Origin of the sequence: Fulvivirga maritima, assembly GCF_021389955.1 — a bacterium.
Taxonomy (GTDB): domain Bacteria; phylum Bacteroidota; class Bacteroidia; order Cytophagales; family Cyclobacteriaceae; genus Fulvivirga; species Fulvivirga maritima.
The window spans coordinates 5,713,491-5,726,534 of sequence record NZ_CP089980.1; the positions used below are offsets into that span (position 1 = coordinate 5,713,491).

13 protein-coding genes are annotated in these 13,044 nt (G+C 37.0%); 7 read left to right on the forward strand and 6 right to left on the reverse strand.

All coding sequences use genetic code 11. From position 1 onward, the window contains the following. Positions 1 to 11: 11 nt before the first annotated feature. From LVD15_RS23960 to LVD15_RS23980, 5 genes are all read right to left on the reverse strand, one after another. Positions 12 to 2,879 (reverse strand): type I restriction endonuclease subunit R, encoded by a 2,868-nt coding sequence (locus tag LVD15_RS23960; RefSeq protein WP_233777707.1) that lies wholly within the window; start codon positions 2,877 to 2,879, stop codon positions 12 to 14. Next, entirely contained in the window at positions 2,876 to 3,823 is a 948-nt protein-coding gene (locus LVD15_RS23965; RefSeq protein WP_233777708.1) for an Abi family protein, read from the reverse strand. The genes LVD15_RS23960 and LVD15_RS23965 overlap by 4 nt, the downstream gene beginning before the upstream one ends. Before the next feature lie 240 nt (positions 3,824 to 4,063). Continuing rightward, a complete protein-coding gene (locus tag LVD15_RS23970) occupies positions 4,064 to 5,296 on the reverse strand; it encodes a restriction endonuclease subunit S (RefSeq protein ID WP_233777709.1) in 1,233 nt (410 codons plus the stop codon). Positions 5,297 to 5,313: 17 nt separating this feature from the next. Continuing rightward, the gene (locus LVD15_RS23975) at positions 5,314 to 5,754 is read right to left on the reverse strand and encodes a GxxExxY protein (protein ID WP_233777710.1); all 441 of its coding nucleotides are present in this window, start codon (positions 5,752 to 5,754) and stop codon (positions 5,314 to 5,316) included. Between the two features lie 51 nt (positions 5,755 to 5,805). Next, positions 5,806 to 7,365, reverse strand: a complete 1,560-nt coding sequence (locus LVD15_RS23980) for a type I restriction-modification system subunit M (protein ID WP_233777711.1) — start codon at positions 7,363 to 7,365, stop codon at positions 5,806 to 5,808. Positions 7,366 to 7,540: 175 nt separating this feature from the next. On the opposite strand from LVD15_RS23980, the gene LVD15_RS23985 reads away from it, so the two are divergent. The 3 genes from LVD15_RS23985 (at position 7,541) to LVD15_RS23995 (ending at position 8,824) form a co-directional block, all read left to right on the forward strand. Further along, positions 7,541 to 7,891: a hypothetical protein gene (locus LVD15_RS23985; RefSeq protein ID WP_233777712.1), complete on the forward strand. Its 351-nt coding sequence runs from the start codon at positions 7,541 to 7,543 to the stop codon at positions 7,889 to 7,891. Positions 7,892 to 8,003: 112 nt separating this feature from the next. Further along, entirely contained in the window at positions 8,004 to 8,336 is a 333-nt protein-coding gene (locus tag LVD15_RS23990) for a hypothetical protein (protein WP_233777713.1), read from the forward strand. A gap of 35 nt (positions 8,337 to 8,371) precedes the next feature. Next, positions 8,372 to 8,824, forward strand: coding sequence for a hypothetical protein (locus LVD15_RS23995; RefSeq protein ID WP_233777714.1), 453 nt, complete (start codon positions 8,372 to 8,374; stop codon positions 8,822 to 8,824). Between the two features lie 59 nt (positions 8,825 to 8,883). Here LVD15_RS23995 and LVD15_RS24000 read toward each other — a convergent pair whose 3' ends face one another. Then, the gene (locus tag LVD15_RS24000) at positions 8,884 to 9,120 is read right to left on the reverse strand and encodes a hypothetical protein (RefSeq protein WP_233777715.1); all 237 of its coding nucleotides are present in this window, start codon (positions 9,118 to 9,120) and stop codon (positions 8,884 to 8,886) included. A gap of 247 nt (positions 9,121 to 9,367) precedes the next feature. Between LVD15_RS24000 and LVD15_RS24005 the strand changes: the two genes are divergently transcribed. From LVD15_RS24005 to LVD15_RS24020, 4 genes are all read left to right on the forward strand, one after another. Further along, the gene (locus tag LVD15_RS24005) at positions 9,368 to 10,432 is read left to right on the forward strand and encodes a DKNYY domain-containing protein (RefSeq protein WP_233777716.1); all 1,065 of its coding nucleotides are present in this window, start codon (positions 9,368 to 9,370) and stop codon (positions 10,430 to 10,432) included. 470 nt (positions 10,433 to 10,902) lie between these two features. Further along, positions 10,903 to 11,841, forward strand: a complete 939-nt coding sequence (locus LVD15_RS24010) for a DKNYY domain-containing protein (protein ID WP_233777717.1) — start codon at positions 10,903 to 10,905, stop codon at positions 11,839 to 11,841. Beyond that, on the forward strand, positions 11,808 to 11,963 hold the full coding sequence (locus tag LVD15_RS24015; RefSeq protein WP_233777718.1) for a hypothetical protein: 156 nt from the start codon (positions 11,808 to 11,810) through the stop codon (positions 11,961 to 11,963). Before LVD15_RS24010 ends, LVD15_RS24015 begins: the two co-directional genes overlap by 34 nt. A 116-nt stretch (positions 11,964 to 12,079) precedes the next feature. Further along, positions 12,080 to 13,030 carry a hypothetical protein gene (locus LVD15_RS24020; protein WP_233777719.1) on the forward strand — a complete coding sequence of 317 codons (951 nt, stop codon included), beginning with the start codon at positions 12,080 to 12,082 and terminating at the stop codon, positions 13,028 to 13,030. Positions 13,031 to 13,044: the final 14 nt, after the last annotated feature.

A 13,044-nucleotide genomic window follows, 5' to 3' on the forward strand; every position in this document is an offset into this window, starting at 1 on the left:
TTATAATTTAATCACCCTACCATACCCTCCACAAACACCTCGACAAACTGCTTCATCTTTGAAATGATGCGTTCTCCAATTGATCTGGCTTGCAATACACTAGGACGATTATCAAGGCATTTGAATACCTCATCTCTCAATGGCTCCTGGTGGCTAAAAATGTAGGCATCAATCAATGATTTGAATTGCTCCTGGTCAAGGTTTTCTTCCTCACAGAGTTTTTGAAGTGCCAAGACCTTTTGTTCTTCCCAATACTTTTCAAATTCATCAGAAATCATATCTGCGTGAGGAATTTTAGGCAGGTGCTCTTCTATAAACTTCTCGATAAGTTCTCGCTTACTTCTTAGCTCAACTTCATTGTTAAGCATATCCATAATCTGCTTTTTCTGCTTGGCAGCTTCATTGGCCTTAGCTGTTTTAAGTTTGACTAGCAGCTTTATAATGTAACTAACATTAATCTCATCTCTGTGAATCAGCTCCAACTCAAAGTCTACGTCATTGAGGATAGATTCTTTTAGCTTGGCCGTATCACTTTTTACTTTATCATAAAGGTCAAGGTATTTGCTTTTGTAATCTTCAAAAGCCTGCTCAGTCATGGGTAGATCATCCCAACTAAAATCCGTAAATGATGTAAGCACATTCTTAACCCTCATCAAGGCTCTGAAAGACTGAACAAAGGTCATTTCATCATCTTCTGTTAGCAGATCATCAACAATTCCTACTGTAGGAGCTACTTTGAGTAAGTCGGCAAAGGCATTGCTGAATTTTCTAACGATTTCTTCGTACGGAGGAAGTATGATTTCTTCAATAGCCTCCTTGTTAGAGAATAAAGTAATGGCTTCATCAGTGGCTTTCTTAAGATTTCTGAAGGCCATAATATTCCCTTGAGACTTGGTTTCATTGATGATGCGATTAGTTCTGGAATAAGCTTGTATAAGCCCATGATACCGAAGGTTCTTGTCCACATATAGAGTATTGACCATTTTAGCATCAAATCCTGTTAAAAACATGTTTACTACGAGTAGAATATCTAACCTATCTCTATCTTGAAAATCTTCCTTCTCTCTATTTTTTAGCCGTTTACTAATGTCCTTGTAATAGTTTTCAAATTGCTTACTGTCTTTTGTGGTAAACTTAGTGTCATACATAGCATTGTAGTCTTTGATGAACTCATCGAGTTTATCACGGGTTGAACTGCTTATGTATTTGAGTTTAGGTTCAGCCGCAATTGACATGTCTCCCGGAAGCATGCCTGCTGCATCAGGATCATCTTCATTAACACCATAGGTAAATATTGTGGCTACTCGTAAATCATGTTTCCCTTCCTTTATCTTCTTCTTAAAGAGCTCATAGTAAGTAATCAGATTCGGAATACTACTTACGGCAAAAATTGATGAGAAAGCTTTATTATGTGTTTTGGTAGTGTGATAGTCTATAATATATTCAACGATCTTTTCTAATCGCTTAGGTGAGTCTATTACCTCGGTTTTGTCAATATCCTCCACCTCTATATCCAGTAGCGTATTACTTTTTTGCTTGTACTTCCCGATATACTCAACACTGAACTTCAATACATTCTGATCTCGAATGGCATCGGTGATTACATATTTATGCAAACACTCCCCAAATAAGTCTTTGGTGGTACGCTTACCTAGGTCGTTTTTAGCTGCATTATCAGCAAAGATGGGTGTGCCGGTAAAACCAAATAACTGACTGCCTTTAAAGTAATTAACAATACGTTTATGTGTGTCTCCAAACTGACTGCGGTGACATTCATCAAAAATGAATACTACTCTTTTGTCCTTAAGTTTATCCAGCTTCTTTTCGTACCGTTTTTTGGAAATAGCATTATTTAACTTTTGAATCGTAGTAAGCACCAACTTGGTATCATCTGTAAATTGCTTGACCAGCGAGGAGGTATTATCAGTTACATCTACACTTCCCTTTTTAAAGCTATTAAACTCGTTCATGGTCTGGTAATCGAGGTCTTTACGATCGACCACAAATACTACTTTATGCACTTCCGGCAAGTCCATGATGATTTGGCTGGCTTTGAAGGAAGTTAATGTTTTACCTGAGCCGGTAGTATGCCAGATATAGCCACTATCCTTAGTAGTTTGCACATGATCAATGATAGCCTCTACAGCATAATACTGGTAGGGACGAAGCACCATCATCACTTTATTGGTTTCGCTCATCACTACATAATGAGCGATCATTTTACTCAGGTGTTCTTTGTTGAGGAATGAGTTGGTAAACTCAGATAGCATAGTGGTTCGTTTGTTATTCTCCTCCGCCCAGAAGAATGATTGTTTAAAAGACTGGAGTCGGTTATTAGCCAGGTATTTGGTATTAACTCCATTACTTATCACAAACAGCTGCACATATTGAAACAGCCCATGATTACTCCAAAATGACTGCCTTTGATAGCGATTAATCTGATTGAAGGCCTCTTTCATTTCGATGCCTCTACGCTTAAGCTCTACCTGAACGAGTGGCAGGCCATTGACAAGGAGCGTTACATCATAACGGTTTTTGTAAGTACCCGCTTGTGAAACCTGGTTAGTGACCTGGAATAGATTATTGTCTCTGTGCTCACTATCAAAAAATTGAATATAGGAAATGCTCCCATCTTCCCGTGTAAGTGCAAACCGATCTCTAAGTGTCTTAGACTTCTCAAATACATTACCCTTTGCCAAATAATTGAGCACCTGATCAAACTCCTTGTCACTTAACTGAACCTTATTAAAAAGTTCTAACTGCGATTTTAAATTGGCAAGTAAGTCATGGCCATCTCGAAGTAGAATACGCTCATATCCCAAGCTTTCAAGTTGCTTAATAAAGTTATTTTCTAATATGGCTTCGGGTTGGGTATTCATTGCCATAGCGGTTCATTAATCCAGTCCATTAATGTACCATCAGGATTGGAAGGTATTCCCAAGTATTTGATTGGAACATTAGGGTATTTAGTAAATAAAGCCTGTAATTTTTGTCTTAGACTATTTGATGGGTTTGCTCTTAGCAGTAGGTATTTTAAAACGCAAATAAAATAGAATACACGTTTATTATTTTGAAAACGCGGTCCAATCCATGGCCCAACAGGCTTCTTTAGTCGATCAGGTTCAATAGCTAAATCTCTATTCCATAACCTGGCATGATGTGCACAAATATTCCTAACATAAGTAATGGCGTGTAGCCATGATGCGAATACTTTGTGATGAACATCAAAGAAGTCTGCTATTCTTTTTTTATCGCTATTATTTCGCAATCCACGAAATAAATGTGACAGGTCACCCATTGTGAGCAGCTCAAAATTCATCCATGCAGGTGGATTAGATGGAGAGCTATATTCTCTCATGTAATGTTTTATAAACACTTCTGGATTTCTTACTGTTTTAGCACGTGATATGATAGCTTGAAAGTCGTTATAAGGATCAATGAGCTTTCCAATCCTATTATAAAACGGTGTGATAAAATGTCTTTGATCATCCTGCCAATGTGAATCGTTATAATGTATAGCCATTTTATATATAAACTGGGTTCTAATAGCTACTTCTACTCGTTCTATGCAGTCAAAAACTAATAATCTTAATTCCCTATTAAAAGAATATGTATTGATAATGTCTTTGAATGTAATTCCTTGATTAAACTGATTTTTAATTGACTGACAGGGTAAAAAGTAGGCGCTGAGCCTGTAATAACTTATTTCCTGCAAATAACAGATGGCTTCTTCTTCATCAGCAACGGTTAAACCTCTGGTTTTTAATAATTCAAGCTGATCTTGAAAGGATAGGGGGGCTTTATGGTAAATTCGTTTTGCCATGGCCCTAAAATGAAAAGACCCCCCAAGTGTGCTTCAGTGAGAGGCAAGGGAGGTATATTAAATTTAATATTTTATTTCTTCTAAAAGACACACCCTGTGACGCTGTTCTGATGGGTAGCGTGGCGTGTACTGTTAGTGCAAATATAACATGATTTGAAACAAAATGTTTCATAAATGTTATTTTTTGTTTCAAATGCGAAACAAAACATTTCATAATTATACAATATGTTGATGTATTACTCATACAAACATCTGCTGCAATAGCCCTTTTTTAAAGGTTTGGTCTTTCTCTAACTCTTGATTGGCAATATATATTTTGTCACTTAGCGATTTTAAGAACTGCCCGATTTTAACCTGCTCCCTTAAACTAGGTGTTTTAAATTTTATATCATTGAAGAATTCCACCACACTGAGATTAAGCAGTCCATGGTTTCTAGCTCCTTCTTGTGCTATTTTATGTAGCTCATGGTTAATACTCCCATGTTCAAGGAACGCCATAAAATAATCTGAATCATTATTCTCATTTAATTTGAAACATATATACAAGGTTGAAACAACACCTTTTTCGTATTTATCTAACCTCTTAATTGCCCCAAGTGGATAACCTTTGGAATAACTTTTATTATATGCAAACTCACCTTTATGTAGCAAATAATATCCTGTTACATCTTTCGCTGAAACTGACTTATTGAAATAATCCTCTTGGTTTACAAGGCCTTGCTGTGCTGAAATAGTTAATACATTAAGGTTATTCTCTTTATTTTTCCTTTTAACCCTTTCAAATACACTACCCAACCTCTTCTCCTCCCACTCAGGAAACTCCTCATCATTATCATCCTTAAACCGAATCTCCTGAGCAAAGAGCTTTTGCATAAGTCCTTTTTTGTATTGCTCCAACAGCTCCTTTTTACGGGTAAGCTGCTCGATCTTTTTATCAACAGCACTTAGGAAATCAGCTATTTTTTTCTGCTCGGGGAGGGAGGGAAGGTTTAATGGTATGCTCTTGAGATCACCAGTTGTAAAACCCTTAATTGAGGTGCCTTGTGAGTACCTGTGAAGCAAATTATTATTAGCTAAAAAATAATAAGCAATAAACTGACTAATATCTTTTTTGGGAGTCAAATTGGCAAAATCTTGACTAGTGCACAACTCCTTCTTATTTACAGCTAATTTTCCAACACCAACCCTCGAAACAAACAAAACACTATTAGCAGGAATAATTTTTGTTGCGCTTTCTTTAATTGCCTTATGGTTTAGAAACCTGTTAATATCTAAATTTAAGATATCAGATTCCTTAACATCAGAACTTGAAATCCAAGGCACGTCCCCATTCCAATAATCATTATGTTTTGTTGATGGTGTTCCTCCACCCCTAAAGCTTCCAATTACACCTAACTTGGTATTATTCCATATATCTTCAAACTCCTTAAACCTCAATTTAGGAACCATTTTCACCTCTTTTTTCTCAAACACCTCTTCCATAGTCAGAATTAGGATTTTTGGGATTTATGAATGACAGGATTATTGTTTAAACGTAGGCTTGGGTTCTGTTTGTTTTTTGGGTGCCTGAGCCGTTTTATTTCCAGGCTCTGTGCTCCGCAATTGAGTAGTAAGCCCAAGTCTACTTTGTAGGCTACAAGGTAATTCAATCCCTGTGCCAGGTGTACATCTTCAAGCATGGTAAGTGCTTTTAATTCTACCATTACTTTTTCCTCCACTAGAAAATCAACTCTACGAGAGCCAATAGGTTGCTCATCATAAAACAAAGGCATTTCTAATTCCCGTTGAAACGATATACATTGTTTTTCCATTTCAATCGCCAGCGCTCTTTGATAGATCACTTCTTGCAATCCATTGCCCAATGTACCGAGCACCGTCATTGCACAGCCAATGATCCGATAAGTTAAGTCATCCTTTATTTCTTCCTTCATCTTATTCTTAATCCAAAAATCATTACATCATTAAAATCCAAATGCTGACATTTAAAATGGAGTATCAATCCCTAGTTCCTTACAATAGCTCTTGATGGTGTCATCGGTAGCCTGCATATCCTTTTCAAGGGCTTGCAACTCTTTCGCCACTGCTTCAATATCCACAGGTTCTTCTTCTTCAAAAGTGTCTACATAGCGAGGAATGTTGAGGTTGTAGTCATTCTCAGCTATCTCCTCCATACTTGCCACATGGCTATATTTTTCCTCTTCCTTTCGTTCTCTGTAAGTGGTTATAACCTTATCTATATCTTCCTCACGCAGGTAATTCTGTGTTTTAATCTTCTCAAAGTGTTGGCTGGCATCAATGAATAGTACGTTGTCTGAGTGTTCTCTTTTCTTTTTCAATACCAATACACAAGTAGGTATGCTCGTGCCATAGAAAATGTTGGCAGGCAAACCTATCACCGCATCCAGGTAATTACGGTCTTTAATAAGATACTCTCTAATATGTCCTTCCGCTGCTCCTCTAAACAATACACCATGGGGTAATACACACGCCATTATACCATCATCAGATAGTTGGTGAACCATGTGTTGTACGAAGGCAAAGTCAGCCTTACTACTGGGTGCAGTTTTGCCGTAAGCAGCAAACCGGTCGTCATTAATCACCGCATTGGGGTTCCACTTGGCAGAGAAAGGGGGATTGGCCACAATGGCTTCAAAGCGTTCGTCAATGTGTTGCGGTTGCTCTAAAGTATTTTCATTTTTAATATCAAATCTGCGGTAATGCACATCATGCATAATCATGTTCATGCGGCATAAGTTGAAGGTAGTAGGGTTCATTTCCTGTCCATAAAACTTACCCACTTCTTTTACCTCCTTCGCCACACGCAACAATAAAGACCCTGAACCACAAGTTGGGTCATAAACACTCTTCAATTTGTCTTCACCTGTTGTAACAATGCTTGCTAACAGCTTACTTACCTGTTGCGGGGTATAAAATTCACCTGCTTTCTTACCTGCACCACTGGCAAACTTGCCAATCAGGTATTCATAGGCATCTCCCAATACATCAGCCGTCACATCATCAATTCTAAAATCAATCTCCTCCAAATGAGACATGACCTTTACAATCAATTCGTTTTTAGCGTTCTCTGTCTTCCCAAGTTTTGAGGAGGTAAGGTCAAGGTCTTCGAAGAGGTTGACAAACTCTTCCTCACTGTCGGTACCCATCGTGCTTTGCTCTATGTGGTTAAGCACCTTATTTAAGTCATCCAAAATGAATTTACTCTTACCCTCAGCATTTCCACGCTTAGCGAGTCTGCTGAACAGCTCTGAAGGCAATAAGAAGTACCCTAAAGCATCTAAAGCCTCCGCTTTAATGGCTTCCAAGTATTGTTGCCCTTTTTCTGACTCCTCATCGATCTCATCATACGTCATACCATCGGGCTTTAAGATGGTGTTGGCATAGATGTCCATTTTCTTGCTGAGGTATTTATAAAAGATAAACCCTAGTATATAATCTCTAAAGTCATCCGCATCCATCTTCCCTCTAAGGGTATCGGCAATATTCCAGAGTTGTTGTTCAAGCTTTCGTTTTTCTTCCGTCATCTCTTAAATCCCAATCGAATCAAATTAAAACCCCTAACTTATATAATTTTTGCCTTAGTTATTTTCAATTTAAAATATTAATCAAATAATATGTGACGAAGCAATAAGAAATAATAACATGGCTGAAATCATGATTACCTGAAAAGGGCTTTATGAAAAGGTTTAGAATAAACCCTTGTCGGTGCTTGCAAAGCAGTTTAATATATCTGATAATAGCCTCCGCAAAAAGTGTATTAAACACAATATCCCATTACCCGAGAATGGTCATTGGCAAAGAGTTAGGTATGGGAAAAAGACCAATAAAATACCTCTACAAAGTGTAGAGAAGAAAGAGAAGATTATTCTGTCTTTACTCCCTATTGTCTCCGAGGAAAATATCATAGCGTTTTTCAAATCTATTTTTATGATGAATGATGAAGAAAAAAATTCCTTCAAACTTAAGATTTTGAGAGCTGGAGAGGTGCTGGAAGTGATGATCTGGACAATCAGGAAATCAATAATACCATTAAAGAGTATGTTAAATTAAATCCAGGCAATCATCACTTATCGGCTAGAGAATTCTTGTCCAGAATGGGATTGATATATGGAGGTAGTCTTGTCTTACCAATGCTGCAATTGTTTTATTTGGAAGACTGCCTGTGAGGTTCGTTCCACAGAGTAAGATCAGAGCTACGATTTATAGTTCTACTAAAGGAGGGAAAACCATTCTTTTTGATCGGGTTTATGATGGTAATATTTTCAGAAACATCCAGATGATTTGGGATTTCTTTGATACCCAGCTAGCCAGATCTAGTAACATCAATAGTTTACAAAGAACAACTAAAGACATTCCAATTTTGGCTCTAAGAGAGGGATTGCTAAATGCATTAATACATAGAGATTATTCTAAAATATCAAGTACCGTTAATATATCTGTTTACCCAGAGAAGCTAGTAATTACTAATACTGGAAAGTTACCAGAAGAGATTTAAAGAAAGATCATGATTCTATACTTAGAAATCCAGATATGGCGAATATCCTATATGTAAGAAGATATATAGAGATGATTGGAACAGGTACTTTAAGAATGATAGAAGATTGTAAAGATCATGATTATCCAATACCTGAATGGAAAATAAAAGGAAATAGTTTAGAACTATCACTTAATAGCATAGGTCATAGAATAAAATATGATGGTGTAAGTGATGGTGTAAATAGACTTATAGCTGATGGTGTAAGTGATGGTGTAATTGATGGCATAAGTGATGGTGTTAAAAAAGAGATAATAGAGATAGCAAAGTATTTATCTGATGCTGAAGGTATTAATACTGATGATGTAGTTGATCATATAGGTAAATCCAAACCAACAATAGAACGGTATCTAAAGATAGCTAGAGATGTAATGATAGTTGAATTTAAAGGTGCTCCTAAAACTGGTGGTTATTATTTGACTAAAAGAATGAAGAAGTATCTGAACTAAAGGTATTACCTAATGTAGATTTACCTACACCATTTGGCCCACCCAAAACATGAATTTTATTACTCAATAATAGTTTTAGTATCTGCTGATGTATTATAGATCAGGTCTGTATCCGATACTGAAGAGGTTAGATAAAAACCTTGATAAATAGCTTTTACATTAAAATGTGATATAGAACGATTTTTAGCGATAGCAGCAACTGCCTTCTCTCCCACCTGCTGTATACATGCTTCCGAAAAACCTTTAGTTGATTTTCTCTTAGCATTAATTTCCGCTATTTTATCCTTATCTATCATTATTTCACCGTTAACGTACTTAAGAAACTAAAAGTTTTGCTAAGATACAAGCCTATCCACTAATTGATTCTACTGCAAATATTGATGGTAACCAATGAAAACTGAAGGCCAATAAATAATCACACCACCCATAATGCTAAATAAATCAAAATGTCTCTAGCTTTATACTACTCTCACAATTTTCCATCACCAAACACATGTGATAATATTTTTTTCCTTATTTATGCATAAAACCAAGCTTACAAGCATGATTATCAGTATTATAGTTACAATATTCCTTGTTTTTTATGGCGGCATATTTATGATGTCTCCTATGATGATTGCCTCTCACGGCTTTTCTGATTCACTTTCTTCTATCATTACAGCACTATTTTTCCTGGGCTATCCTGTAATTATATTCTTGCTGATGACCATTTTCAATATCCCTTTTTATGGCATGGCTCCCTCCAAATGGCTCATCGGGTTTTCGGTACCTTTTATCCTGGCAGTAATGTTCTACCGAATTCCTCAAATGATTATTAATATTAATAAAGGTATTCCTAACTCCGGTTATCATATTGGTAAAGACGCCGTTTATCTTAATGGCAAAAAAATAAAAAGTGCTGATCCCGCTTCTTTTGATCCTATGGAAGACGTCACCTACTATTCTAAAGATGCTAAGCACGTATTCTACTATGGCAAAGTAATTCCTAGTTCAGATCCGGCTACTTTCACTCCAGTACCTACTGAAAATGAAAAAGGATATGGTGGTTACTGGAAGGATAAAAATAATGTATATATAGATGGCAAAATTCTAAAAGGAGCTGATCCTGCCAGCATGGCATGCCTCAGATCATTATACGCTAAAGATGCTAAGCACATATACTACAGTGGTCGCCTGGTAGAAGGTGCCGATCCGCAAACCTTCCATTTCGTAAGTGATGGCATTGCTATAGATGAGCAATTTATTTATGTGTATGGCCGAAAATCTAATATTCAAACAGACACTAAAAATTTCGAAGTAGTCGGTGATGAAAGTTCACCATCATTTTGCCGTGATAAAAACAATGTATATCTGATCATCTTTCATAATGGAGATCCACTACTCGAAGTTGAAGGCGCTGATCCTACAACATTTGAAAAAATGGAAAGAGGCTATTATAAAGACAGCCATCAAGTGTATTATCATGACAGCAGCACCAGATCAGTAAAAGTGCTTGAAGAAGCCGATCCCGCCAACTTCAGTACTGGCTATGATCACATTACTAGGACAGAAGCCAGAGATAAAAATCATGCTTATATGAGCGGGAAACTAGTTTCTCCAAAAGAATAACACATGAATCAGACCCGACCATCAATTCTTTGATGTAATGACCTGACAGAAATGAGGACCTTCCCGACTTGGTAACTACGAGAAAATCATGACGAAGTAATCTCCAAAATCGCGGAAAGCTGGCTACACTGGACAGTAGAAGTAAGGTCGAGATTACTCCACTACACTTCGTTACATTCGCAATGACCATTATAAGCACTATCACCATTACCGTCATCCCTGCCGAAATGAAGTGAAGAGCAAGTAGCCTAAGCTATGGAACCCAAAGACCATATAACCATAGTTGACCGGTACTTCATGTAAAAAAACAGCAATTTAAGCATGAATGTTGGCTAATATTTATATCCAAAAGGCTGAATAAATTAATCTACCTGTAGTTTTACACTACCCTACCAGTCTTGCTATTTTCTATCACCAAACATATAAGATGGTATTTTTTGCTTATTTATGCATAAAACCAGCTTACAAGCATGATTATCAGTATTATAGTCACATTATTACTTATTTTCTATAGCGGCATCTTTGTGATGTCTCCTATGATGATTGCCTCTCACGGCTTTTCTGATTCCCTTTCTTCTATTCTTATAGCACTAGCTTTCCTGGGTTATCCTATAATTATATTCTTGCTGATGACCATTTTCAATATTCCCTTTTATGGCATGGATGCCAGCAACTGGCTCATCGGGTTTTCAATACCTTTTATCCTAGCTGTAATGTTTTACCGAATTCCTAAAATGCTTATCAATATTATAAGGGGTATCCCTAACTCCGGTTATTATATAGGTAAAGAGGCTGTTTACCTTGAAGGTGAAAAAATAAAAAATGCTGATCCTGCTTCGTTTGATCCTATGAATGACTTTAACTACTACTCTAAAGATACTAATCACGTATTCTTCAATAGCAAAGTAATTCCTAATTCGGACCCTGCCACTTTTACTCCTGTACCTTCTGAAGAAGAGGGTTATGGTGATTACTGGAAGGATAAAAACCATGTGTATTTAAGTGGCAGCATTCTGAAAGGAGCTGACCCTAACAGCATGGTATGTCTTAGATCATCATATGCTAAAGACGCTAAGCACATGTACTACAGATTTTGGATAGTAGAAGATGCCGATCCGAAAAACTTCCATTTCATAAGTGATTGCATTGCCATAGATGAGCATAATATATATGTGTATGGCCAAAAATCTAACATTCAAACAGACACTAAAAATTTCGAAGTAGTCGGTGATTACAATTCACCTTCATTCTGCCGCGACAATAACTGTATTTATCTGATCATCTTTCATAATGGCGACCCTCTACTCAAAGTTGAAGGCGCTGATCCTACAACATTTGAAAAAATAGAAGGAGGCTATTATAAGACATCCATCAAGTGTACTATCATGACAGCATCACCAGATCAGTAAAGGTGCTAGAAGAAGCCGATCCCTCCACCTTCACTACTAGCTATGACCACATTGCCCGAACAGACGCCAGAGATAAAAATCATGCTTATATGAGCGGAAAGCTAGTTCCTCCAAAAGATTAATGACAAATCCACCCCTCAAGCTTTATTAAATATTTATAAAATACAATTACAATCACGTGGCGATTTTACTTATAATTGCCTTATTATCAACCACAACACTCAACTAAGAACCAATAATGTTTAGTATAGAAGTAATTTCCAACGATTTAAGATGGATAGCAGCCATTTATGAGCAACCTTCTGAAGGAGATAAATATTTAGAAGAGCTGATAAGTTTCGGGCACAAACCAAAAGTAGTTGAAATTACAAACATCAGCACTTTTCCTGTTTATGCCATAGAACGTATGGGAGAAGAATCACCTGCCAATTATTTTGAATACCTATCGGAATCTGAGTACCTGCAACTGATAGAATATCAACAAAAAAACAGATCTATAAATGATAATTACGAGGCCTATTTCACTGTTTTCTTCTTCCAGGATGCTCATTTTCAGCATCCTTATGAAAACAGCTTAATGGGAGCGCTGGATCATGTCCATGTCAGTAATTATTACCTGGATGGTGAATCTGCCAATTTGAGCCTCAATGATACTTATATAGACAGATTAGTAAATAACTATGACATTGAAGCCCTTTTCAACCTTTTTGAAAAACTAAAGAATAGCTCTGATGAAGAAGCCAAAACTAATTTAGCAGATGGTTTAGTAAGTCTTTACGCTCAAATGGATTATGATCACGCCTGCGGAAAACTTACCACTGAAGGCATCAATTCTCTATTGCCTATCTTAGAGAGGGCTGAACTACTGTATGATAAACCTATAGATGACTGCTTCAGCCGGGCTTATCTTATAATGCTAGAAGAGTCCGTTAAAAACAATGCGCCTGAAGAGGAAATTAAGAAGTTCATGGAAAAGGCCATTGAAGTGAATGAATCTATAATGCACACCTCTCCGGAAGAGCAACAAGATGCTTACAAACAGCTGGCCATGGTCTTTGAAACCATCTTAGAACATAAGCCCTCCGCTAATTACTTAGAGCAGGCCTATCTCAATATTCGCAAGTCTATAGCTACAGCTCCCACTAATGGAGATTGGGAACTTTATTTAAAATCACTAGTGTCCGACTAAACTCTGGTCTAAGA

Coding starts and splice junctions, on each gene's coding strand:
- LVD15_RS23975 (WP_233777710.1), bottom strand. CDS start 5,754: ATGAAGGAAGAAATAAAGGATGACTTAACTTATCGGATCATTGGCTGT.
- LVD15_RS23980 (WP_233777711.1), bottom strand. CDS start 7,365: ATGACGGAAGAAAAACGAAAGCTTGAACAACAACTCTGGAATATTGCC.
- LVD15_RS23995 (WP_233777714.1), top strand. CDS start 8,372: ATGGCGAATATCCTATATGTAAGAAGATATATAGAGATGATTGGAACA.
- LVD15_RS23965 (WP_233777708.1), bottom strand. CDS start 3,823: ATGGCAAAACGAATTTACCATAAAGCCCCCCTATCCTTTCAAGATCAG.
- LVD15_RS23960 (WP_233777707.1), bottom strand. CDS start 2,879: ATGAATACCCAACCCGAAGCCATATTAGAAAATAACTTTATTAAGCAA.
- LVD15_RS24010 (WP_233777717.1), top strand. CDS start 10,903: ATGATTATCAGTATTATAGTCACATTATTACTTATTTTCTATAGCGGC.
- LVD15_RS24020 (WP_233777719.1), top strand. CDS start 12,080: ATGTTTAGTATAGAAGTAATTTCCAACGATTTAAGATGGATAGCAGCC.
- LVD15_RS24005 (WP_233777716.1), top strand. CDS start 9,368: ATGATTATCAGTATTATAGTTACAATATTCCTTGTTTTTTATGGCGGC.
- LVD15_RS24000 (WP_233777715.1), bottom strand. CDS start 9,120: ATGATAGATAAGGATAAAATAGCGGAAATTAATGCTAAGAGAAAATCA.